This is a genomic window from Allobosea sp. WAO, assembly GCF_001509835.1.
Taxonomy (GTDB): domain Bacteria; phylum Pseudomonadota; class Alphaproteobacteria; order Rhizobiales; family Beijerinckiaceae; genus Allobosea.
In genome coordinates this window covers 356,328-378,243 of sequence record NZ_JXTJ01000004.1, presented here as the reverse complement: position 1 = coordinate 378,243, position 21,916 = coordinate 356,328, and the positions used below count along the sequence as shown (strand labels likewise).

The 21,916-nt window shown below is 66.5% G+C and carries 16 protein-coding genes; 11 read left to right on the top strand and 5 right to left on the bottom strand.

Annotated elements, in window-relative coordinates; genetic code table 11:
* Positions 1–64 precede the first annotated feature (64 nt).
* The 3 genes from DK26_RS06245 to DK26_RS06235 all read left to right on the top strand — a co-directional run bounded on the left by DK26_RS06245 (position 65) and on the right by DK26_RS06235 (position 4,879).
* The gene (locus DK26_RS06245) at positions 65–2,515 is read left to right on the top strand and encodes a penicillin-binding protein 1A (protein WP_066469432.1); all 2,451 of its coding nucleotides are present in this window, start codon (positions 65–67) and stop codon (positions 2,513–2,515) included.
* Positions 2,516–2,647: 132 nt separating this feature from the next.
* Positions 2,648–3,776 (top strand): peptide chain release factor 2 gene (gene prfB / locus DK26_RS06240; protein ID WP_157089533.1). Its coding sequence is split into 2 segments (ribosomal slippage): positions 2,648–2,716 and positions 2,718–3,776, totalling 1,128 coding nucleotides; the frame shifts between segments, so codons are not numbered across the junction.
* The gene (locus tag DK26_RS06235) at positions 3,773–4,879 is read left to right on the top strand and encodes a GDSL-type esterase/lipase family protein (RefSeq protein WP_066469428.1); all 1,107 of its coding nucleotides are present in this window, start codon (positions 3,773–3,775) and stop codon (positions 4,877–4,879) included. The genes prfB and DK26_RS06235 overlap by 4 nt, the downstream gene beginning before the upstream one ends.
* A gap of 199 nt (positions 4,880–5,078) precedes the next feature.
* Here the strand turns inward: DK26_RS06235 and DK26_RS06230 are convergent, their stop codons facing one another.
* A complete protein-coding gene (locus DK26_RS06230) occupies positions 5,079–6,407 on the bottom strand; it encodes a M23 family metallopeptidase (protein ID WP_066469425.1) in 1,329 nt (442 codons plus the stop codon).
* A 96-nt stretch (positions 6,408–6,503) separates the two neighbouring features.
* A complete protein-coding gene (locus DK26_RS06225) occupies positions 6,504–6,968 on the bottom strand; it encodes a peroxiredoxin (RefSeq protein WP_066469423.1) in 465 nt (154 codons plus the stop codon).
* Between the two features lie 209 nt (positions 6,969–7,177).
* Here DK26_RS06225 and DK26_RS06220 point away from each other — a divergent pair, with 209 nt between their 5' ends.
* Positions 7,178–10,648, top strand: a complete 3,471-nt coding sequence (locus tag DK26_RS06220) for a hypothetical protein (protein WP_066469421.1) — start codon at positions 7,178–7,180, stop codon at positions 10,646–10,648.
* A 190-nt stretch (positions 10,649–10,838) separates the two neighbouring features.
* Here the strand turns inward: DK26_RS06220 and tyrS are convergent, their stop codons facing one another.
* Both tyrS and DK26_RS06210 read right to left on the bottom strand, forming a co-directional pair.
* Positions 10,839–12,080 carry a tyrosine--tRNA ligase gene (tyrS, locus tag DK26_RS06215; protein ID WP_066469419.1) on the bottom strand — a complete coding sequence of 414 codons (1,242 nt, stop codon included), beginning with the start codon at positions 12,078–12,080 and terminating at the stop codon, positions 10,839–10,841.
* 149 nt (positions 12,081–12,229) lie between these two features.
* On the bottom strand, positions 12,230–12,901 hold the full coding sequence (locus DK26_RS06210; RefSeq protein WP_066469417.1) for an alpha/beta hydrolase: 672 nt from the start codon (positions 12,899–12,901) through the stop codon (positions 12,230–12,232).
* A 281-nt stretch (positions 12,902–13,182) separates the two neighbouring features.
* Between DK26_RS06210 and DK26_RS06205 the strand changes: the two genes are divergently transcribed.
* The 7 genes from DK26_RS06205 (at position 13,183) to DK26_RS06175 (ending at position 20,044) form a co-directional block, all read left to right on the top strand.
* Positions 13,183–14,397: a cysteine desulfurase family protein gene (locus tag DK26_RS06205; protein ID WP_066469415.1), complete on the top strand. Its 1,215-nt coding sequence runs from the start codon at positions 13,183–13,185 to the stop codon at positions 14,395–14,397.
* A gap of 78 nt (positions 14,398–14,475) precedes the next feature.
* The gene (gene sufB / locus DK26_RS06200) at positions 14,476–15,948 is read left to right on the top strand and encodes a Fe-S cluster assembly protein SufB (RefSeq protein WP_066469413.1); all 1,473 of its coding nucleotides are present in this window, start codon (positions 14,476–14,478) and stop codon (positions 15,946–15,948) included.
* 137 nt (positions 15,949–16,085) lie between these two features.
* Positions 16,086–16,838 carry a Fe-S cluster assembly ATPase SufC gene (gene sufC, locus DK26_RS06195; protein WP_066469411.1) on the top strand — a complete coding sequence of 251 codons (753 nt, stop codon included), beginning with the start codon at positions 16,086–16,088 and terminating at the stop codon, positions 16,836–16,838.
* Entirely contained in the window at positions 16,838–18,187 is a 1,350-nt protein-coding gene (sufD, locus tag DK26_RS06190) for a Fe-S cluster assembly protein SufD (protein WP_066469409.1), read from the top strand. Before sufC ends, sufD begins: the two co-directional genes overlap by 1 nt.
* Positions 18,187–18,393, top strand: coding sequence for a 4-oxalocrotonate tautomerase family protein (locus DK26_RS06185; RefSeq protein WP_066469407.1), 207 nt, complete (start codon positions 18,187–18,189; stop codon positions 18,391–18,393). The genes sufD and DK26_RS06185 overlap by 1 nt, the downstream gene beginning before the upstream one ends.
* A 3-nt stretch (positions 18,394–18,396) precedes the next feature.
* Positions 18,397–19,635, top strand: coding sequence for a cysteine desulfurase (locus tag DK26_RS06180; protein WP_066469404.1), 1,239 nt, complete (start codon positions 18,397–18,399; stop codon positions 19,633–19,635).
* Between the two features lie 70 nt (positions 19,636–19,705).
* On the top strand, positions 19,706–20,044 hold the full coding sequence (locus tag DK26_RS06175; RefSeq protein ID WP_248309896.1) for an SUF system Fe-S cluster assembly protein: 339 nt from the start codon (positions 19,706–19,708) through the stop codon (positions 20,042–20,044).
* 80 nt (positions 20,045–20,124) lie between these two features.
* On the opposite strand, the gene DK26_RS06170 is transcribed toward DK26_RS06175, so the two are convergent.
* Positions 20,125–21,903, bottom strand: a complete 1,779-nt coding sequence (locus DK26_RS06170; RefSeq protein ID WP_066469400.1) for an SUMF1/EgtB/PvdO family nonheme iron enzyme — start codon at positions 21,901–21,903, stop codon at positions 20,125–20,127.
* Positions 21,904–21,916 lie beyond the last annotated feature (13 nt).

Sequence of the window (21,916 nt, the reverse complement as noted above, 5' to 3'; positions counted from 1 at the left end):
CCCGGGCAGGGCATGCCGTCGATTCGAGCGACGCCGCTGCCGCTAGACGAGGTCAAGTTTCTCGATGCGGTTCATTCTGCGCCTTTTCGGGTGGGCGTTCGCCGCCGGCACGATCATTTTCGTGATCGGCGTGGCGGGTGCGGCCGGCCTCGTCTGGCACTACTCCAAAGACCTGCCCGATTCGGCTCAGCTGCGGAATTACGAGCCGCCGGTGATGAGCCGCGTCCATGCCGGCGACGGCAGCCTGATCGCCGAATTCGCCAGGGAACGCCGGCTCTACCTGCCGATCCAGGCGGTGCCGAAGCTGATTATCGACGCCTTCCTCTCGGCCGAGGACAAGAACTTCTACAAGCATTTCGGCGTCGATCCGGAAGGTCTGGCGCGCGCCGCGATCTCGAATTTCCGCAACCGCGGCTCCGGCCGTCGGCCGCAGGGTGCCTCGACCATCACCCAGCAGGTGGCGAAGAACTTCCTCGTCGGCTCCGAGCAGAGCATCGAGCGCAAGATTCGCGAGGCGCTGATCGCGCTGCGCATCGAGTCGACCTATTCGAAGGACAAGATCCTCGAACTCTATCTCAACGAAATCTATCTCGGCGCGCCGGCCCCGGGGCAGGGTAGCTATGGCGTCGCCGCCGCGGCGCTGAACTATTTCGGCAAGTCGGTGCATGAGCTCAACGCTCAGGAAGCCGCCTATCTCGCGGCGCTGCCGAAGGCGCCGACCGACCTGCATCCATTCCGCAACCGCGAGCGCGCGATCGAGCGCCGCAATTACGTGCTCGACCGCATGGCCGAGAACGGCGTGATCAAGCGGGCCGAGGCCGACGCCGCGAAGAACCAGCCGCTCGGCGTCAACCCGCGCACGGTTTCGCCGAACAATATCGCCGCAGGCTTCTTCGCCGAAGAAATCCGCCGCGAACTGCAGGACCGCTATGGCGAGAAGAAGCTGCTCGAGGGCGGTCTCTCGGTCCGTGCCACGGTCGATCCGAAGATGCAGCTGATGGCCCGCAAGGCGCTGGTCGACGGTCTCGTGCGCTTCGACGAGGCGCGCGGCTGGCGCGGTGCCATGCAGAAGCTCGATCTCGCGGGCCGCGAATGGGGTGTCGCGATCGGCGAACTGCCGGTGCTCGGCGACGTCAAGCCCTGGCGGCTTTCGGTCGTGCTCGATGTCGCCGGCGACAGCGCCCGCGTCGGCCTGCAGCCGATCCGCGAGACCTCGGGCCATCTCCGGCCCGAGCGCGAGACTGCGACGCTCGGCGCCGAAGGCATTCGCTGGACGAGGCGCACGCGTGTCTCGCAGGCGGTCTCGGTCGGCGACGTCGTCTATGTCGAGCCGATCGATGGCAAGCCCGGGCAGGTGCGCTTGCGCCAGATGCCGGAGGTCAACGGTGCGATCACCGTGATGGATCCGTTCTCCGGCCGCGTGCTCGCCATGGTCGGCGGCTTCTCGCATGACCAGTCCGAGTTCAACCGCGCGACGCAGGCGCTGCGCCAGCCCGGCTCGTCGTTCAAACCGTTCGTTTACGCGACCGCGCTCGACAATGGCTACACCCCGTCGAGCATCGTGCTGGACGCGCCGATCGAGGTCGACCAGGGCGGCGGCCTCGGTGTCTGGGCGCCGAGCAACTATGACGGCAAGTTCACCGGGCCGCGCACACTGCGCTACGGCATCCAGTTCTCGAAGAACCTGATGACCGTCCGCCTCGCCAAGGATGTCGGCATGCCGCTGATCGCCGAATATGCGCGGCGCTTCGGCATCTATGACGACATGCTGCCCGTGCTCTCGATGTCGCTCGGCGCCGGCGAGACCACGGTGATGCGGATGACCGCGGCCTATTCGATGCTCGCCAATGGCGGCAAGCGCATCCGGCCGACCCTGATCGACCGCATCCAGGACCGGTTCGGTTCGACGATCTACCGGCACGACCAGCGCGTCTGCGAAGGCTGCAACGCCGATAAATGGGCCAACCAGCGCGAGCCGCGCCTCGTCGACAATCGCGACCAGGTGCTCGACCCGCTGACCGCCTACCAGATGGTCTCGATGCTGGAAGGCGTCGTCAACGCTGGTACCGCGACAGTGGTCAAGGCCGTCGGCAAGCCGCTGGCCGGCAAGACCGGCACGACCAACGACGCCAAGGACGTCTGGTTCGTTGGCTTCTCGCCCGATCTCGCGGTCGGCGTCTATATGGGCTTCGACAAGCCGAAATCGCTCGGCAACTCGGCGACCGCCGGTCAGTACGCCGCGCCGATCTTCCGCGATTTCATGATGCAGGCGCTTAAGGACAAGCCGGCGACGCCGTTCCGTGTCCCGGCTGGCATCAAGCTGATCCGAGTCGATCCGCGCACCGGCATGCGCGCCGGTGGCGAAGGTGGCATCCTCGAGGCCTTCAAGCCGGGCACGGCGCCGCCGGATAGCTATTCGGTGATCGGCGCGGCCGGCGACGGTTCAGGTGGGGCGATGAGCGTCGCTCCGGCTGGCGGTCGTGCCGTCGGCTCCGGAACCGGCGGGCTGTACTAGCACCTCGTTCGCTGTTGGGCGCACGCGACCCTCTCCGTTCGGGAGAGGGGAGCCTGTGCCATTTACAGCCGGTCCTTTCGCCCCTATCTCAGCGCCCAGGCCAAAGCGGCAGACGGAAACAGACTCAGAATCATGCGCCCAGAAATCCAGACGCAACTTGATAACGCCAAGCAGTCGATTGGACTGCTGAGGAGGCATCTTTGACTGGGATGTCGCGCAAAGACGTCTCGCAGAGCTGAACGCTCTTTCCGAAGGCCCTGATTTCTGGAACGATGCCGAAACCGCGCAGAAGCTGATGCGCGAGCGGACCTCGCTCGAGGACCAGATCAACGGCATCACCAAGCTCGAGCGTGATCTCGACGACGCGCTGACGCTGATCGAACTCGGCGAGATAGAAGAGGATGCGGCCACCGTCTCCGAGGGCGAAGCGGCGATCAAGGCCGTCGAGGTCGAGGCGGCGCGCCGGCAGGTCGAGACCTTGCTTTCGGGCGAGGCCGACATGCTCGACACCTATGTCGAAATCCATCCCGGCGCCGGCGGCACAGAAAGCCAGGACTGGGCCGAGATGCTGCTGCGCATGTATCGGCGCTGGGGCGAGCGGCGGAAGTTCAAGGTCGAGACGCTCGACTATCAGGACGGCGACCAGGCCGGCATCAAGTCGGCGACGCTGCAGTTCAAGGGCCACAACGCCTATGGCTGGCTGAAGACCGAGTCGGGCGTGCATCGCCTGGTGCGGATCTCGCCGTTTGACTCCAACGCCCGCAGGCAGACCTCGTTCGCCTCGGTATGGGTCTATCCGGTGGTCGACGACCGCATCCAGATCGACATCAAGGAATCCGACTGCCGGATCGACACCTATCGCTCGTCCGGCGCCGGTGGCCAGCACGTCAACACCACGGATTCGGCGGTGCGCATCACCCATATCCCGACCGGGATCGCGGTGGCCTGCCAGCAGGAGCGCTCGCAGCACAAGAACCGGGCCAAGGCCTGGGACATGCTGCGCGCCCGCCTCTATGAGGTCGAGCTCAAGAAGCGCGAAGACAAGGCCAATGCCGAGCAGGCTTCCAAGACCGATATCGGCTGGGGCCATCAAATCCGCTCCTATGTCCTGCAGCCCTATCAGTTGGTGAAGGACCTGCGCACCGGCGTCGCGTCGACGGCTCCGTCCGACGTGCTCGACGGCGATCTCGACCCGTTCATGGAGGCCTCGCTGGCGCAGCGGGTCTACGGAACCGAGGTCGAAGTCGAGGACATCGATTGAGCGCGGAGAAGCGTTCCCGCGGCCGCGAGATCCTGATCAATCTCGCGGTCCTGGCCGGCAGCATTCTGTTCTTCGCGCTGTTTTGCGAGCTGGTGCTGTTCCGCTTCCTGCTGCCTGGCAGCGACGTGCCACGCAACGCCTTCTTCAACGGCGTCGTGCGTTATCAGCCTGGGCAGGCCGGAACCTGGCGCGTCCGAGACGAGATCGCGGCGCCGTTCAAGATCAACGCGCAGGGCTGGAATTCGCCCCTCCCGGATTATCCGATCGAGCGTCGGCCCGGCATTTCCCGGATCGCTTTCGTCGGTGACAGCTTCGTCGAGGCCCTGCAGGTGCCGTTCGACCGGACATTCGCCGAAAAGACGGTGGCGGCACTGGGGCCGGAGGGGACGGTCGAGGGCTATCGCTTCGGCGTCGCCGGCGCTCCGCTCAGCCAGTACCTCCAGATGGTCGAGCGCGAGGTCGAGAGCCGTCGTCCCGACCGCATCGTCGTGATGCTGGTCCACAATGATTTCGACGAGAGCTTCGTCTTCAAGCCGGGTCGCTACACCTCGAGCTTCCTGAAGCTGCGCATCGAGGACGGCCGCGTCGCCGGCGAGGTGCCGCCGGAGCCCTGGCATCCCGGCGCATTCGAGAGCCTGCGCCAGACCGCCACAGCGCGCTTCCTGCTCTATCGCTGGCAGGTGCGGCCGCAGGTGCTGCTGGATGCCATCCTCGGGCCGGCGCAGGCCGCGGGAGAGGGCGGGTTCGCCGCCAATATCGATGTTGCCGGCGTGTTGGCGCGTGAGGCCGACATCCGAGTCGCCATCGACTACCTGTTCGGACGGCTGAAGGCGCGCGCCGAGGCGGTCGGCGCCAAGCTCCAGCTCGTCATGGATGGCGAGCGGCAGGCGATCTATGCCGGGCGCGACAGCAGCGCATTGCGCCTGAACCGCATCGCTGCCGAAATGGCAGGCCGGCACGGCATTCCCTTCCTCGACCTCCATCCGGTTTTCTTGTCGGACTGGGCGAAGAACCAGAAGCGTTTCGACTTCCACTCCGACGCGCACTGGAACGAGTATGGCCACGCGGTTGCCGCAGCGGCGATCGCGGAGGCGTTGCGCTAGCGCGCTTGGCCGAAATCCTGCGGGACGGCCAGGAAGCGAGCCGCGGCGCTTCGAACGGCGGTCCGGCTTTTCCACGGGATGCGGGATTCTCGAATCAAATCAGCCTCCTGAAGGTTCTTTCTTCAGGAGGCTGATTAAGATCTTCGCGAGGAAGTCCTGTCCTTGGGGCGGAAGACTTCGCGGGGCTTTTGCTTGCCCGTCAGAGCTGGCCGGCGAGCTTGTCTCCGGCGCGCAGGAAGCGGATCGGATCCAGCGTGTCGCCGTCGATGCGGGTCTCGTAGTGAAGATGCGGGCCCGTCGAGCGGCCGGTCGAGCCGACGCGGCCGACCAGGGTGCCAGCGCTGACGTTCTGGCCTACGGAAACCAGGATCGCCGACATATGGGCGTAGCGGGTGCTGATGCCGCCGGGATGTTCGATCTCGACCATGTTGCCATAGCCGCCGGAATATTCGGCGGTCACGACCTTGCCCGCGGCGGTGGCGCGGACCGGCGTTCCGGTCTCGGCGCGCAGATCCATTCCGGTATGCATGGCCGGGCCGCGAGTGAACGGGTCGACGCGGTAGCCGTAGTTCGAACTCATGTCGATCTCGCCCTGGAGCGGGCGGCGCAGCGGCAATTGCAGCGCGAGCTCGCGCAGGCGCGACACCGCGGCGATGCGCGGCTGCAGGCTGTGTAGCGTCGCCTCGAACGGGCCGGCGGCGGGGTCGATCTTGATCGGAACGAAGGGGCCGCCAACGCCCTTGGCAATGCTCGTGGTGGCCGCGAGGCGGTCGGTGTCGAGGCCGGTTTCCGCGAGCGCCGAGCGCAGCGTCTTCTGGGTTTCGCCGAGGCTGCGGTCGATGTTGCGGAGCGTGCCGAGCTGGGACGAGCCGGTCTGGTCGATCGCCTGATCGAGCTGTTCCAGCGCTTCGGCGACGCGCTGCGCCGGCGACACCGGCTCCGGTGCCTCGCCGGACTGCCATGGGCCGGCATTGCGATCTTCGGCGCCGCGAAGCAGGGGGGTATCGGGTGCCGGGGTCGGCTTGGATGGGCCGAGCGGTGCGAAGCTGCTGACGCTGGAGGCCCGGGTCGGCGCTTCCGGCTTGATCAGGCGCGGCCCCGCGGCGGACTTCGAGGCCTGCGTGATGCCGATGCCGTTGGCCTTCAGGGTCTCGGTGACGGCGCTGACCAGCGCCTGCTTCGATTCGAGCTCGGCCTGGCGCATGGCGATCTCGCCGACGCGGGCTTCGACGCCGTCCTGGTCGAGCAGGGCGCGGCTGGCGAGCCGGTCGATATCGGCGCGCAGGGCCGCGATGCGGTCCTCATAGGCGTATTGCCTGGAGGTTTCGCGGTTGATCAGCCGGGCGGCGAGATCATCCTTGCGCAGGATGTACCAAGTGGTCGCGCCGCTCCAGGCCGTGGTCAGGCCGAGCAGCGAGAGCCCCAGTAGCGCCGTCGAACGGCGGATGGCGAAACTGCGACGGGCGAGGATGCCGGTCACGGCGAGTGCCGGCGCGCGGGGGTGGTCCGCGGAATCGGGGAGTGTCATACGCAATACCGACTGTGACGCTGCGATGATCCGATTAGACCCTGTTAGGGTTAATCAATCGCAAAGCGACCCCGAAAACCGCGCCCTTTTCGCGGTTTAGAGGGTTTCGGCGGCCAGAAGCACCTCTTCGGCGTGGCCCTTCACCTTCACCTTGCGCCAGATCCGGGCAATCTTGCCGTAAGCATCGATCAGGAAGGTGGTGCGCTCCACTCCCATATAGGTGCGGCCATACATGCTCTTTTCGACCCACAGGCCATAGGCTTCGATCATCTGGCGGTTCTCGTCCGCGAGGAGATCGATCTCCAGGTCATATTTCTGCTTGAAGCGGTCGTGCCTGGCGACCGAATCGGGCGAGACGCCGATGATTCGCGTTCCGGCGGCGGCGAAAGCCTTGCGCAGGCCGTTAAAGGCGGTCGCTTCGAGCGTGCAGCTCTGGGTGTCGTCCTTGGGGTAGGCGTAGAGCACGACCTTGCCGCCTCTCAGCTCCGAGAGCGTCACAGTGCCGCCGCCGTCCTTCGGCAAGGTGAAGTCTGGGGCGAAGCTGCCTTCGTTCAGGGCCATGTCTGCCTTCCTTTGGTCGATATCGCGCCGCATGGGCTGGCGAGCCATAGGACGCTGAGCCGGCTGAGGCCAGAGAGCAGGAACATGCGGCCGGAGAATCGGTTACTTTGTCGCGGGCTGTACCCGTCGGGCGGTCGCGCGCATTGTGCCGGAAGGGCGTTTGACCGGATGCCGGGCCTTTCAACCGCAAGACATGAAGCGAATCCTTCTTGACCGAGGACAACAGGAACACTCCGGCGCCGATCGCCGCGGCGCCTGCTCCGACGCAAGCGGAAGCCTGTGACCCCGCCGCGGTGGCAAAGCGCGCCTGGAAGGGCGTGGTCACGATCGGCGTCGCTATTGTCGTAGCTGTCGTGACGCTGAGCCTGGCGGCCGGCGCCCTGCTCGTCAGCGGTTTCATTCCGCTCTCGGGACTGGAAGGCCGGATTTCAAACGCCATCGAAGAAAGGCTCGGCCCGAACTGGAAAGTCGAGGTCGAGCAGGCCGGGCTCGACCGTGTCGATGGCCGTTCGCGGCTGCGGGTCCAGCAGGTCTCGTTCCGTCATTCGGGCGGCGCTTCCTTCAGGGCGCCGGAGGCCGTGCTCGGCTATGAGCCGTTCGCGCTGCTGCGCGGCGAGATCAAGCTGGTTTCCCTTGATCTACGCGGCGTCAATATCCGTCTCGGCGTCACCCAGGACGGTGCACTGCTGCTGGAGCAGGGCGCCCAAGCCGTGCCACTGCCCAATGCGCCGGTCGTCGGCGATCCCGCAGACTGGAATGCCTTCACCGGCGTGATGAACGCGATCGGCGCGCTCGCCGAGGGTGACGGCCTGCTCGGCTCGCTCGAGCAGGCCGGCATGGGCGGCGCGCGGGTCACGCTGATCGACCCTTCCGGACGCCAGAAGGCTGGGCTCGAAGATGTCGAGGTCAGGCTGGAGCGGCTTGGCGGCGGGCTGACCAGGCTCGCGGCGCGGGGACGCACCGGGTCGCGCTGGAAGGATGTCACCCTCGATCTGTCGAGCAGTCCCGACGGTACCCGCCGGGCGAGCATCGATATCCGGCGTTTCGAGCCGTCGGAGGCGGTGGCCCTCGCCTTCGGCAACGCGACTGTCGCGCTCGACGGGCTGGCGCTCAGCGGCAAGATCTCTCTGACCCAGATGCCGGACGGGGCTCGCAAGATCGCGGCCGGGCTGAATGTCGCGCCTGGAGTCGTCAATCTCCGCAGCGCAGCGCTCGAGCCGCTCGAGATTCAGGGCGCACGCCTCGATTTCGACAGCGAGGACGGCCTCAAGACCGTACGCATCGCCACGGCCGAGATCGAGGCGGGGGCGACGAAGCTGATCGGGCGTGGGCAGGCGCGCGAGGAGGGCGGGGTCTGGAAGGTCGGCTTCGAGGGGGCCGGGCAGGTCGCCGGCGTCGACCATGATGCACCGGTCGCAGTCGACAAGCTTCGGGCCGCCTTTGAGGTCGAGCCTGCCGCCGGCGAAGTCCGGATCGAGCAGCTCGTCGTCAAGGGACCGCTGATCGATGCTGAGGGCTCCGGGGCCGCCCGCCGCATCGGCGAGCGCAATTCGCATCAGTTCAAGATCAGGGCCGTCAATTCCGACATGCGCGCTGCGCTCGCTGTCTGGCCGGCTGTGACCTCGCCCGATCTGCATGCGACCCTGAGCCGGCAGATCCTCGGCGGACGGGTCGAGGAGATCACGGTCGATCTTGCGATGTCTCCTGAGGCCAATGCGCGCCTGCATGGCGGCCAGGGCATGGACGACGATGCCATCACCGTGGTGCTCAAGGGCTCGCAGGTCCGTTTCCTGCCGAGCCCCGGCTTGCCTCCGCTGGTCGATGCCAGCGTCGCCGGCACGATTACCGGTCGCACGGTGCAGCTCGGCATCGCTCAGGCGGCGGCCGATCTCGGCAATGGCCGCAAGCTGATGCTGGACGAGGGCAGCTTCACGATGACGGACAGCTGGGCCGATCGAGCGCTGGCACGGATCGGTTTCCGCTCGACCGGCTCGATGGACGCATTGCTCTCGCTGTTCGGATTTCCGGCGCTCAAGGAGTTCTCGCCGCTGCAGATCGATCCGGCATCGCTGCGCGGGACGAGTGAGTTGAAGAACCAGATCTCGCTGCCGCTGGTGAACGATCTGAGCTTTGCCGACGTGGTGATCCAGAGCAACGGTACGCTGACCGGCGTCGCGTCGGACACGCTGCTCGGCAACGAGAAGCTGGACGGCGCCAATCTCACGCTGAACTACGACCGTGGCCAGCTGTCGATCAAGGGCGAAGGCCGCATCGGCGGCGATCGTGGGCCGATCGAATTGCGCCAGAACGCCAAGGGGCAGGGCGAGGCGACGGTTTCGCTGACGCTCGACAACGCCGCCCGCCAGCGCCGCGGTATCGGCCCGGAAGCCGGCATCAACGGGGTGCTTCAGGTCAAGGTGATCAAGACGCTCGGTAAGACGCCGGAGGCGCCGCCACGCGTCGAGATCGACCTGGCGCGCGCGGCGATCGACAGCCCCATTCCCGGCCTAGGCAAGCCGGCCGGCCGGGCCGGCCGGGCGGTCTTCACTTACGTGGCGGATGCGGACGGGCCGGATTTCGAGGATCTGACCATCGACAGCGCCCCGATCCTGGTGAAGGGCCGGGTTTCACTGAACAAGCAGAACGCCTTCGAAAGCGCCAGCCTGTCGCAGCTCAGGCTCTCTCCGGGCGATAATCTGAACAAGGTCGAGATTTCCCGCGACGGGGCGGTGACGAAGCTCTCCGTGCGCGGCGCCGTGCTCGATGTCCGCCCCTTCATCCGTGACCTGATGAGCGCGCCGGCGGCACCGACGCGCGGCGCCCGTGGCGCGGCGCCAGCCGGCCCCGATTACGAGCTCGATCTCGACGTGCCGATCCTGACCGGCTTCAACAACGAGGCGCTCGGCAACTCGCAGCTCAAGCTGTCGCGACGTGGCGGCGTCGTCCGATCGATCAATTACACCGGCCGGATCGGGCGGGCCGACCTCTCGATCAAGCAGGCGCGGCAGGGCGAGGGGGCCGGACCGCTGGTGCTTCAATCGGAGAATGGCGGTGCGACGCTGCGATTCTTCGACCTCTACCGTCGCGCTCACGGTGGCGATCTCGTCCTGCGCCTTGGGGCGGGCGATGTCCGCCAGGACGGTGAGGTGCTGCTGCGGAATTTCACTGTGCGCGACGAGCCGGCATTGCGCCGCGTCGTCGGGGCGCAGAGCACGACCGCCCCGAGCGCGCTCGATCGCAATGGCGCGCCGATCCCGCAGCGCATCGACGTCAGCGAGGTCGCCTTCACCAAGATGCGGGCCGAGTTCACCCGCAGTGCCAGCCGCATCGACATCAGCGAGGCGGTGATCTGGGGCCAGCAGGTCGGCTTCACCTTGCAGGGCAATGTCGATTACGGCCGCGACCGGGTCGATATCGGCGGTACGTTCGTGCCGGGCTATGCGCTCAACAATGCTTTCGCGCAGGTTCCGGTGGTCGGGATGATTCTCGGCGGCGGCCAGTATGGCGGGCTGTTCGCGGTGAATTTCCGCGTCTCGGGCTCGGCGACGGCGCCGACCATGACGGTCAATCCGCTCTCGGCGATCGCGCCCGGCATCCTGCGCCGCTTCATCGATCCGCTTGGCGGCGGCCCGCTCGAGCAGCGACCGCAGGGCAAGGTCCCCGATACGGCTGAGCGCTGAGGCTCAGGATGCGGCCGCTCGCAGTTCGTGGAGGAGCGGCGGCTGGCTCGTGCGTCGCCGGTTTTGCGGCAACGGGAATGACCCCGGCAATCTCTGGTCGAAACTGTGAGTTTTCTCAGTCGTTTGTCGTGAGTTCCTGAGATTTCGATTCGCCCGGGCAGGGACGCTGCCCGGGCTTCGCATTGGGCAGTCAGACGGCCCGCAGCAGGATGTGCTTCTTCTTGCCGAAGGAGAGCTTGGCGGTGCCGTCCGTCAGGTCCAAGAGGCCGAGGCTGGCGCGCTCGTCGGTGACGATCTGGTCGTTGACGCGCAGGCCGCCGGCCTTGATCTGGCGGCGGGCCTCGCCGGTCGAGGGCACGAGGCCGGCGCTGACGAAGGCACTGAGCACGCCGAGCCCGGCCTCGAACTGCGCCTTCGGCAGTTCGACGCTCGGCAGATCTTGAGCGGTCTCGCCTTCTTCGAAGGTCTTGCGCGCGGTCTCGGCCGCGGCTTCCGCCGCCTGCCTGCCGTGCAGCAGCGCCGTGACCTCGGTCGCGAGCACCTTCTTGGCCTCGTTGATCTCGGCCCCGCCCAGGGCTGCCAGCCGGGCGATCTCGGCCATGGGCAGCTTGGTGAAGAGCTTCAGGAAGCGGCCGACATCGGCGTCCTCGGTATTGCGCCAGTACTGCCAGAACTCGAAGACCGGCAGCAGCTTGGCGTCGAGCCAGACGGCGCCGGAGGCGGTCTTGCCCATCTTGTTGCCCGAGGCGGTGGTCAGCAGCGGCGAGGTCAGCGCGTAGAGCTGCACGTCCGACATGCGATGGCCGAGATCGATACCGTTGACGATGTTGCCCCACTGGTCGGAGCCGCCCATCTGCAGGATGCAGCCGGTGCGCTTGTTGAGCTCGACGAAGTCGTAAGCCTGCAGGATCATGTAGTTGAATTCGAGGAAGGACAGCGACTGCTCGCGGTCGAGCCTCGTCTTGACGCTGTCGAAGGACAGCATGCGGTTGACCGAGAAGTGCCGGCCGACATCGCGCAGGAATTCGAGATAGTTCAGCCCGAGCAGCCAGTCGGCGTTGTTCATCATCGTCGCCGGGCCGGAGAAGTCGAGATAGTTCGAGAACACCGAGCGGATGCCCGCAAGGTTCTGCTCGATCGTCTCCTGGGTCAGGAGCTTGCGCGCCTCGTCCTTGAAGGATGGGTCGCCGACCATGGTGGTGCCGCCGCCCATCAGCGCGATCGGCTTGTGGCCGGTCTCCTGCATCCAGTGCAGCATCATGATCTGCATGAGATGGCCGACATGCAGCGAGGTCGCCGTCGCGTCGTAGCCGATATAGGCCGAGATGGGCCCCTTCAGCGCCGCCTGATCCAACCCTTCCGGGTCTGAGATCTGGTGGATGAAGCCGCGCTCGTCGAGGGTGCGCAGGAAGTCGGACTTAAAGGTGGTCATGGTGGACTCGATGGTTTGACGGTTTGCCGTCATGGTCGGGCTTGTCCCGGCCATCCACGTCTTCACTTCACTGATCGAGCGCCGTGTTCAAGACGTGGATGCTCGCCCCCAAGGGCGAGCATGACGGTTCGAAGCCGATAGGCGAAATCTCAGGCCTGTTCCTGCTCGGTCTTCAGGATTTCCGGGCCGACCTTGCGGTCGAGATAGACGCCGACCTGCTCCATCAGCTGATCGACGCGGCCGTCGAAGAAGTGGTTGGCGCCCTCGACCACGGCATGCTCGATCTGGATGCCCTTCTGGGTCTTCACCTTCTCGATCACCGCCATCACCTCCTTGACGGGGGCGACGCGATCCTCCGAGCCGTGCACGAACAGGCCGGAGGACGGGCAGGGTGCGAGGAATGAGAAGTCGTAGCGGTTCGCCATCGCGGCGATTGAGAGGAAGCCCTCGATCTCCGGACGACGCATCAGGAGCTGCATGCCGATCCAGGCGCCGAAGGAGACGCCGGTGATCCAGCAGCTCTTGGCCTCGGGGTTCAGCGCCTGCATCCAGTCGAGCGCCGCGGCGGCGTCCGAGAGTTCGCCGGCGCCATGGTCGAAATGCCCCTGGCTGCGGCCGACGCCACGGAAGTTGAAGCGCAGCGCCGAGAAGCCCCGGTTCACGAAGGTGTAGAACAGGTTGTAGACGATCTGGTTGTTCATCGTCCCGCCGAACTGCGGGTGCGGATGCAGGATGATGGCCAGTGGCGCGCCGCGCTTCTTGGCGGGCTGGTAGCGGCCTTCGATCCTGCCGGCCGGTCCGTTGAAAATCACCTCGGGCATCGTATCTCGCCTTTTGCTGGGCAAAGCTGCGGAGCAAGCGCGCAAAAGCGGCAGGAATGCCACCGATGCATGCGCTCGCCCTTGACGGCCCCGCCGCTCGCGCCCTAAATCAAGCGCTTAGAATGGTTCTAACAGCCGTGAACAGGACGGGAACAAGCAGGCGGGTGAACGCTTGCCGCTCCAGTCCGTGCGGCTCGGACGGGCGGCTATAGCACGGCGCAGGGGTGCAGTTTCAAGCATTTCGTGCCGCAGCCGCGGCAGGCCCGTGTGGACATGGAGCAATGACGCTGTTTAACGCGACGCACCGGAGCTATCTCGACCATAACGCCACGACGCCGGTGCGCCCGGCCGTGGCGGAGGCGATGCTGCGGGCGCTGCAAACGACCGGCAATCCGTCCTCCGTGCATGGCGAGGGCCGAGCCGCGCGCGCAGCCATTGAAGCGGCGCGCGAACAGGTCGCGGCTTTGTGTGCGGCGAAGACCGCGAATGTCGTCTTCACCAGCGGCGGAACCGAGGCGAACGCGACGGTGCTGGCGCCGGGCCTGAGCGATTGCAGCGGCGGGCGCGACTGCGTGCGTGCGCCGGTGGCGCTCCTGCTCCATGGTGCGACCGAGCATCCTTGCGTGCGCGATGGCCATCGTTTTGCGGCCGGCTCCGTCGAGGCAATTCCCGTCGATGGCGACGGTCTGGCGGATCTTGGCTGGCTGGCGGCACGGCTGGCCCGCCATGCCGAGGAGCGGCCTGCCGAACGGGCGCTGGTTTCGCTGCAGCTCGCCAACAACGAAACCGGGGTGATCCAGCCGGTCGCCGAGGCGGCTGCCATCGCGCGGCGCCATGGCGCCCTGATCCACAGCGATGCGGTCCAGGCGGCCGGCAAGGTCGCCATCGACATAGAGGCGCTCGGCGTCGACATCCTGACGCTGTCGGCGCACAAGCTCGGCGGTCCGCAGGGCGTCGGCGCCATCGTCTTTCGGACCGGGGCGCTCGAGCTCGCCGACAAGCCGATGCGTGGCGGTGGCCAGGAGCGCGGCTGGCGCGCCGGCACCGAGAACGTGGTCGGCATCGTCGGCTTCGGCGTTGCTGCCGCAGAAGCGAAGGCTGCTCTCGCGAGCGAGGCTGTCAGGCTCGCCGGGCTGCGTGATGCGCTCGAGGTCGGCCTCGCGAAGCTGGCGCCCAAGACCATGGTATTCGGCGGCAAGGTTGCCCGGCTCCCGGGGACCAGCGCCTTCGCCACGCCGGGCATCAAGGCCGAGACGGCGCTGATCATGCTCGATCTCGCTGGTGTCGCCCTGTCCTCGGGCTCGGCCTGCTCCTCGGGCAAGGTCAAGCGCTCGCATGTGCTCGCCGCCATGGGAGTAGACCCTGCCATGAGCGCGGGGGCCTTGCGCGCCTCGCTCGGATGGACCACCTCCGGGGCAGATATCGAGCGTTTTCTCGTGGCCTATGCGAAGGCGGTGGCCACGATACCGAACCGGCAGGAACAGGCGGCGGCCTGAACCCTGCGGCAAGACGAACACGACCAACAAGACGAAGACCAAACCGGCGGGCCTTGAACCCGCGACAGGAGAGTAGATATGGCAGCGGTCCAGGAGACCATCGACCAGGTCAAGTCGATCGACGTGACCGAGTACAAGTACGGCTTCGTCACCGAGATCGAAGTCGACAAGCCGGCCAAGGGCCTGACCGAGGACACGGTCCGCTACATCTCGGCGCGCAAGAACGAGCCGGAATGGATGCTGGAATGGCGCCTCGACGCCTTCCGGCGCTGGAAGACCATGACCGAACCGAACTGGTCGCGGGTGCAGTACCCGCCGATCGACTATCAGGACATCTACTATTACGCCGCGCCGAAGAAGGGCGCCGCGCCGAAATCGCTCGACGAGGTCGATCCGGCGATCCTGGAGACCTACAAGAAGCTCGGCATCCCGCTCAGCGAGCAGGAGATTCTGGCCGGCGTCGCTCCGGAGAACCGCGTCGCGGTCGATGCCGTGTTCGACTCGGTCTCGGTCGTCACCACCTTCAAGGAGGAGCTCGCCAAGGCCGGCGTGATCTTCTGCTCGATCTCGGATGCGATCCGCGAGCATCCCGAGCTGGTGAAGAAGTACCTCGCCACCGTGGTTCCGGTGACCGACAACTACTTCGCGACGCTGAACTGCGCCGTCTTCACCGACGGCTCCTTCGTCTACATCCCCAAGGGCGTGCGCTGCCCGATGGAGCTGTCGACCTATTTCCGCATCAACGAGCAGAATACCGGCCAGTTCGAGCGCACGCTGATCATCGCCGACGAGGGCTCCTATGTCAGCTATCTCGAAGGCTGCACGGCGCCCAAGCGCGACGAGAACCAGCTGCATGCGGCGGTGGTCGAGCTGATCGCGCTCGACGATGCCGAGATCAAGTACTCGACCGTGCAGAACTGGTATCCGGGCGACGCCGAGGGCAAGGGCGGCATCTACAACTTCGTGACCAAGCGTGGTGACTGCCGCGGCAAGCGCTCGAAGATCTCGTGGACGCAGGTCGAGACCGGCTCGGCGATCACCTGGAAGTACCCGTCCTGCATCCTGCGCGGCGACGGCTCGCGCGGCGAGTTCTACTCGATCGCCGTGTCGAACGGCGCCCAGCAGGTCGATAGCGGCACCAAGATGCTGCATCTCGGCAAGAACACGACCTCGAAGATCATCGCCAAGGGCATCGCGGCCGGCAAATCGGACTCGACCTATCGCGGCATGGTCTCGGCCCACCGCAAGGCGACGGGCGCGCGCAACTTCACCAACTGCGACTCGCTGCTGATCGGCGACCAGTGCGGCGCGCACACCATCCCCTATATCGAGGCCAAGACCGCGAGCGCGATCTTCGAGCACGAGGCGACCACCTCGAAGATCGGCGAGGACCAGATGTTCTACTGCCAGCAGCGCGGCCTCTCCGAGGAGGAAGCGGTGGCGCTGATCGTCAACGGCTTCGTCAAGGAGGTGCTGCAGCAGCTCCCGATGGAGTTCGCCGTCGAGGCGCAGAAGCTGATCACGATCTCGCTGGAAGGCTCGGTCGGCTGATTTTCACCAGCCCTCATCCTGAGGAGCCGCCAGAGGCGGCGTCTTAAAAGGATGGTGGGCTTGCTCCTGAAACGCATCCTTCGAGACGCGCGCTGCGCGCGCTCCTCAGGATGAGGGCTCACGAAAGAACGAAATAAATGCTCGAAATTCGCAATCTGGTCGTCAAGATCGCCGACGAGGACAAGCAGATCCTCAACGGCCTCAACCTCACCGTGAACGCCGGCGAGGTCGCCGCGATCATGGGGCCGAACGGCTCCGGCAAGTCGACGCTGTCCTACGTCATCGCCGGCAAGGAGGACTATGAGGTCCTCGACGGCGAGATCCTGCTCAATGGCGAGAACATCCTGGAGATGGAGGCCGATGCCCGCGCCGCCGCCGGCATCTTCCTCGCCTTCCAGTATCCGCTGGAGATCCCCGGCGTCGCCACCATGACCTTCCTCAAGGCGGCGATGAATGCGCAGCGCAAGGCGCGCGGCGAGGCCGAGCTGCTGACGCCCGACTTCATCAAGCAGGTCAACACTGCGGCAGATAGCCTTGGTATCGCTCGCGATATGCTGCGCCGCCCGCTCAATGTCGGCTTCTCCGGCGGCGAGAAGAAGCGGATGGAGATCCTGCAGATGGCGCTCCTGGCGCCTTCCATGTGCATCCTCGACGAGACCGATTCCGGCCTCGACATCGACGCGCTGCGCATCGTCGCCGACGGCGTCAACGCGCTACGCGCCAAGAACCGCGGCTTCCTGGTCATCACCCACTATCAGCGCCTGCTCGACCATATCGTGCCCGACACCGTGCATGTGATGTCGAAGGGCAAGATCGTGCGGACCGGCGGCAAGGAGCTGGCGCTCGAGCTCGAGAAGAGCGGCTATGCGTCCTATGGTGAGGCCGCGTAATGGCGATCATCACCCCCCTCAAGACCGCGGCCGAGCAGCAGCTCGCCGAGCAGTTCGCCAATGTGAAGGCGGAGCTGCCGGGCGCCGGCGCGGTGCGCAAGCTGCGCGAGGATGCCTTCGCCGGCTTCGAGGCCAAAGGCCTGCCGCATCGCCGGCTCGAATCCTGGCGCTATACCGATCTGCGCTCGCTCGTGCGCGAGGCGATGCCGCTGGCGCGCCGCTCCGAGCGTCCGCAGGCGGTGGCCGACCGTCTCGCCATCCAGACCATCCCGGGCCCGCGCCTGGTCAGCATCGACGGCATCTTCAGCCCGACCGATTCCGACCTCGACACGCTGCCCGAGGGCGTCACGGTCCGCAGCCTTGCCGAGGCGCTGACCGAGGCGCCGGAGGCGACGGCGGCGGCGCTCGCGCTGCCGGAAGTGGCGCGCGACGACAGCGCGCTGATGCTCAACGCGGCCTTCGCACGGGACGGCATAGTCATCGAGATCGCGCCCGGCGTCGAGCTTTCGCGGCCGATCCTGCTTCTCGGCATCGATTCCGGCGCGAAGGAGACCGCGCAGTTCTCCCGCGTGCTGGTTTCGGTCGGCGCCGGGGCGAAGGCCACGGTCGTCGAGCAGTGCGAGAGCGTCGGCGCGGCCCCGAGCCAGATCAACAGCGCGCTGTCCTTTGCCGTCGGCGACAATGCCGAGGTCGAGCATGTCCGCATCGTCACGCGCCAGCGGCCGGAGACTGTGCGGGTGCAGTCGCTGCTCGCCGAGATCGGCGCGCATGCCAACTTCGCCTCGGTCGCGCTCGCGACCTGCTGCGGCGTGCTGCGCCAGCAGAGCTTCGTGCGCTACGCCGGCGAGCACAGCCGGGCGGCGCTGCGCGGCATCAACCTGCTGCGCAAGCAGGAGCACTCCGACGTCACGCTGGTGATGGATCATGCGGCGGCCCATGGCGAAAGCCGCGAGCTGTTCAAGAACATCATAGAGGGTGAGGCGACCGGCGTCTTCCAGGGCAAGGTCGTCGTTCGCCAGCATTCGCAGAAGACCGACGGCAGCATGAAGAGCAACGCGCTCCTGCTCAATGACGGCGCGACGATGTTCAACAAGCCCGAGCTCGAGATCTTCGCCGACGACGTGGTCTGCGGCCATGGTGCGACCGTCGCGCAGATGGATGGCGAGCAGCTCTTCTACCTGATGGCGCGCGGTCTGCCGCGGCCGCAGGCCGAGGCGCTGGTGCTCACCGCCTTTGCCGGCGAGGTCACCGAGTTCGTCGGCGACGAGGCAGTGCGCGAGATCGTCATGCGGGAGATCGACCGCTGGCTCTCGCAGCGCGAGGCGGCGCCGAAGCTGGAGACGATCTGATGCCTTACGTCAACCTGCAGCTCACCAAGGGCGCGAGCCGCGAGCAGAAGGCCGAGATCGTCAAGGAGTTCACGCAGACTCTGGTGCGCGTGCTCGGCAAGAACCCGCAGAACACCCATATCGTGATCCAGGAGATCGAGCGCGAGGATTGGGGGCATGCCGGCATCCTCGTCGCCAACCGCACGCCCGAGCCCGGAAAGGGTTGAGCCATGAACGTGATCGCGAAGCCCTACGACGTCCAGGCCATCCGCAAGGATTTCGCGATCCTCTCGCGCGAGGTCTACGGCAAGCCGCTGGTCTATCTCGACAATGCCGCCTCGGCCCAGAAGCCCGAGGCGGTTATCGAGGCGATGACGAAGCTGATGCGCGAGGACTATGCCAACGTCCATCGCGGCCTGCATTATCTCGCCAATGCCTCGACCGAGGCCTATGAGGCGGCGCGCGAAAGCGCGCGGCGTTTCCTCAACGCCGCCCATATCGAGGAGATCATCTTCACGCGCTCCTCGACGGGGGCGCTGAACGCTGTCGCCTCGTCGCTCGGGCAGCACCTGAAGATCCAGGAAGGCGACGAGATCATCCTCTCGATCCTGGAGCACCACTCCAACATCGTGCCCTGGCACTATTGGCGCGAGCGCCACGGCGCCGTGATCAAATGGGCGCCGGTCGACGAGGACGGCAATTTCCTCATCGAGGAGTTCGAGAAGCTGATCTCGCCGCGGACCAAGGTGGTGGCGCTGACGCATATGTCGAACGCGATCGGCACCATCGTCCCGATCGCCGAGGTCGCGAAGATCTGCCAGAGCTACCGGATCCCGCTGGTCGTCGACGGCAGCCAGGGCGCGGTCCATCTGCCGGTCGACGTACAGGCGCTCGGTTGTGATTTCTACGCCTTCACCGGCCACAAGAACTATGGGCCGACCGGCTCTGGCGTGCTCTGGGGCAAGCGCGAATGGCTCGCCAAGCTGCCTCCCTATGAGGGTGGCGGCGAGATGATCCTGACCGTCAGCGAGGACGCGATTACCTATAACGATCCGCCGCACCGCTTCGAGGCCGGTACCCCGGCGATCATCGAGGCGGTCGGCCTCGGTGCCGCGCTCGACTACATGATGGCGCTCGGACGCGAGAACATCGCGGCCCATGAGGCGCGCCTCCACGACTACGCCATGCAGCGGCTCGGCGAGATGAACTCGATCCGCATCTTCGGCAAGGCGAAGGAGAAGGGCGCGATTGTCGCCTTCGAGATGAAGGGCGCGCATGCGCACGACGTCGCCACCGTGATTGACCGGGCCGGCGTCGCCGTGCGGGCCGGTACCCATTGCGCGATGCCTCTGCTCGCACGATATGGGGTGACGTCGACCTGCCGTGCGTCGTTCGGCCTCTACAATACGCTGGAGGAAGTCGATAAGCTGGTCGAGGCCCTGCGCAAGGCGGAAGACCTGTTCTCCTGAACCGCCGATTGCCTGAACTGGAAGCGCCATGAGCGACACTGCCGAGCAAATCAAGCCGAACGCGCCCACGATGGGCGCCAGCACCGGCCTGCCGCCGGAGGAAATCGATCGTCTGACCGACGATATCGTGGCGGCGCTAAAGACGGTCTACGACCCCGAGATTCCGTCCGACATCTACGAGCTCGGGCTGATCTACCGTGTCGATATCGCCGATGACCGCCAGGTCACGATCGACATGACACTGACCGCGCCCGGCTGTCCGGTCGCCGGCGAAATGCCCGGTTGGGTCGAGAACGCGGTTGGCGCGGTGCCGGGCATCGCCTCGGTCACGGTCAACATGACCTTCGATCCGCCCTGGGATCAGTCGCGCATGTCGGACGAGGCGCGCGTCGCGCTCGACATGTGGTGAGCGGACGTTCATCCGAGGCATGAGCAAGGCCGCTGCCTGCGCAGCGGCCTTTCTCGTTTCAGGCCGTGGCTTGTTGCCGGTCAGGGCTCGCGGACGACGCGGAAGCCATTGGTGTAGAAGCGCACGTCGCTTTCGTATTTGAAGCGCGCGGCCGAGCGCAGGTAACGCGGGTCGTTGTTGAAGGAGCCGCCGCGCAGCACGCGCTCACGGCAGCCCGGCGGCGAATAGGCGCTGCCGTCGCGTGGCGAGGCCCGATAGCTCTCGCTCCAGCAATCGGCGACCCATTCGGCGGCGTTTCCAGCCATGTCGTAGAGGCCAAAAGCGTTGGGCGGGAACTGGCCGACCTCGATGGCCTGGCGCCGCGGCTGTGCGTTGCAGCCGACGCAATTGGCCTTCTCCTTGTCGATGGCGTTCCCCCAGGGATAGCTGGTCGCCGTGCCGGCGCGGGCGGCATATTCCCACTCAGCCTCCGTCGGCAGGCGATATTTCCGCCCGGTCTTCAGCGAGAGCCAGACGACATAGGCGCCGGCATCGTTCCAATGGATGTCGGTGACCGGCCGGTTGCCGCGGCCTAGATTGCGGTCGCCAGGGCGATGGCTGCAGCCGCCCTGGGCGACGCAGGCGTCCCATTCGGCGAAAGTGACCTCGCGCGTGCCGATATAGAAGGGATTGCCGATCGTGACCGTGCGCACCGGCTTCTCGAACTCGAACATCTCGTTCGAGCCCATTTCGAAGCCGCCTGCGGGGATCAGCGCGAGCTCGGGGCAATCATCGCAATCGCGGATGATTCTGGCGGGTCCCGGGGCGGCGCTCGTTCGCCCAGGCGCGACGCTGGCGGTCTGGGGCGGTGAGCTGGGGGCCGGGCGGCCCTGGCCGCGGCTCCTGAAGAACTCTTCCCGCGTCCGGGCGAGACTGGCGAAGCGGCCATTGGGATAGGCGTCGAGATAGGCGCGGTATTCGGCCGGGTTCTCGCTGTTGCGGATGGTCTCCCAGAAGGAGAGCTCATAGGGGCCGAGCTGGTCGGATTGCGGCCCGGGCGGCGGCGGCGCGGTGATGACGCCGCGCGTCGCCTGTGCGGCGACGGCAGGCCTCGCCGTCGGCGTGACCACGAGCCCGGCTGCGGGGAGCGACGAGATCCAGATCTGCAGCTTTCGCCGGGCGAGGGCATCGCGGCTGCGGGTGAGGGCGGCAGCCATGTCGAGCCCGGGCGTCCGGATCGCCTTCAACCATTCCTCGACCGCCGGGCTGGAGCGCCCGGCCGGCTCGGCGATGGTCCGTCCGGGAGCGGCAGGCGCCATCACCGCTATATTCTCGATGGGCTCGATTGGAGCGAGCCCCTTGAGGTTGCCGCCGAGTGCTGCCTGCCAGGGATTGTCGCGGGCGGCGTCGAGGACGATCACCGCGCTTGCCGGCCGGCTGACGATCAGCGCGTCGAGCAGACGGTCGAAGTCGATTGCGGCGCGGCTGAGATCGCCGGGCGATCTGATCGCGGCATCGACCGGGACAAGGAAATTGCGTCCGCGAAGCTGGACCGCATGGCCCGCATAGAAGACGACGACCTGGGCGCCGCGTGTCAGCTTGTCCTTGAACGAACTCAGCGCCCGTTCCAGCCCGGCGGCGTCGGCGTTCTCGACGGCTATCACGTCGAAATCGCCCTGGCGCAGGATCTCGGCGGCGGCGCGGGCATCGGTCACGGCGCTGGCGAGCGCTGCGTCCTTGTAGCCGGCGTTGCCGATCACCAGCGCCAGCCTTGCAGGGGCCCCGCCGCCCTGCGCGCCGGCGGGCGTCGGCAGCCAGGCCGGAGCGAGTAGGGCGGCCAGTGCCAAAAGCAAGGTAGCGAGCTGGCGGTACCAGGACATTCGGTTCAGCGCT

Excerpts from the sequence above, each read along its gene's own strand:
- DK26_RS06230 (WP_066469425.1), bottom strand. The coding sequence starts at position 6,407 with ATGACACTCCCCGATTCCGCGGACCACCCCCGCGCGCCGGCACTCGCC.
- DK26_RS06180 (WP_066469404.1), top strand. The coding sequence starts at position 18,397 with ATGAACGTGATCGCGAAGCCCTACGACGTCCAGGCCATCCGCAAGGAT.
- DK26_RS06245 (WP_066469432.1), top strand. The coding sequence starts at position 65 with ATGCGGTTCATTCTGCGCCTTTTCGGGTGGGCGTTCGCCGCCGGCACG.
- sufB (WP_066469413.1), top strand. The coding sequence starts at position 14,476 with ATGGCAGCGGTCCAGGAGACCATCGACCAGGTCAAGTCGATCGACGTG.
- tyrS (WP_066469419.1), bottom strand. The coding sequence starts at position 12,080 with ATGACCACCTTTAAGTCCGACTTCCTGCGCACCCTCGACGAGCGCGGC.
- DK26_RS06225 (WP_066469423.1), bottom strand. The coding sequence starts at position 6,968 with ATGGCCCTGAACGAAGGCAGCTTCGCCCCAGACTTCACCTTGCCGAAG.
- DK26_RS06210 (WP_066469417.1), bottom strand. The coding sequence starts at position 12,901 with ATGCCCGAGGTGATTTTCAACGGACCGGCCGGCAGGATCGAAGGCCGC.
- DK26_RS06175 (WP_248309896.1), top strand. The coding sequence starts at position 19,706 with ATGGGCGCCAGCACCGGCCTGCCGCCGGAGGAAATCGATCGTCTGACC.
- DK26_RS06185 (WP_066469407.1), top strand. The coding sequence starts at position 18,187 with ATGCCTTACGTCAACCTGCAGCTCACCAAGGGCGCGAGCCGCGAGCAG.
- sufC (WP_066469411.1), top strand. The coding sequence starts at position 16,086 with ATGCTCGAAATTCGCAATCTGGTCGTCAAGATCGCCGACGAGGACAAG.
- DK26_RS06170 (WP_066469400.1), bottom strand. The coding sequence starts at position 21,903 with ATGTCCTGGTACCGCCAGCTCGCTACCTTGCTTTTGGCACTGGCCGCC.
- sufD (WP_066469409.1), top strand. The coding sequence starts at position 16,838 with ATGGCGATCATCACCCCCCTCAAGACCGCGGCCGAGCAGCAGCTCGCC.
- DK26_RS06205 (WP_066469415.1), top strand. The coding sequence starts at position 13,183 with ATGACGCTGTTTAACGCGACGCACCGGAGCTATCTCGACCATAACGCC.